Source organism: Oleiphilus sp. HI0067 (assembly GCF_001635735.1).
The window spans coordinates 1-730 of sequence record NZ_LWFI01000068.1 but is presented as its reverse complement, the minus strand read 5'-3'; the positions used below and the strand labels follow the sequence as shown (position 1 = coordinate 730).

The 730-nt window shown below is 45.7% G+C and carries 1 protein-coding gene; it reads left to right on the top strand.

All coding sequences use genetic code 11. The features are described 5' to 3' along the window. Positions 1 to 8: 8 nt before the first annotated feature. Positions 9 to 730 (top strand): cytochrome c oxidase subunit 3 (locus tag A3739_RS01110; protein WP_369821070.1); only part of this gene is annotated, 722 nt, incomplete at its 3' end.

Sequence of the window (730 nt, the reverse complement as noted above, 5' to 3'; positions counted from 1 at the left end):
CATTGATCATGGCCTATATGCTTTTTGGTTGGNTTGNGCACGTCATCCAAGAGAGTNAACAAGGTCTTTACAGTGNGCAAATGGATCGATCTTTCCGCTGGGGGATGAGTTGGTTTATCTTCTCAGAAGTGATGTTTTTTGCGGCCTTTTTTGGCGCTTTGTTTTATATCCGAGTATTGGCTGTCCCATGGATCGGCGGAGAGGGCGCGAATACCTCAACAGGCGAGTTGTTATGGCCTGAGTTTGAGGCGACTTGGCCATTAATGGTGAACCCAAATAACGAGTTATATCCAGGGCCGAGCGCATTGATTAGTCCTTGGGGAATTCCGTTACTTAATACTGCTTTATTGGTGGCTTCGAGTGTCACGATCACGATTGCGCATCATGCGTTAAAAGATGGGGATCGTGGCAAATTAACCTTGTGGTTGGGTGCGACCATTGCCCTAGGCGTCGTGTTCTTATACTTCCAAGGTTATGAATATGTGCATGCCTATAATGACCTCGATCTGACCTTGTCTTCTGGGATTTATGGCACGACCTTCTTCTTATTGACGGGTTTTCACGGTGCACACGTAACGCTTGGGACTCTAATGTTGATCATTATGTTTTTCAGAGTGCGTAAAGGCCACTTCGATAAAGCAAATCACTTTGGCTTCGAAGCGACAGCATGGTACTGGCACTTCGTCGACGTGGTGTGGTTAGGTTTATTTTTCTTGGTTTATATTCTGTA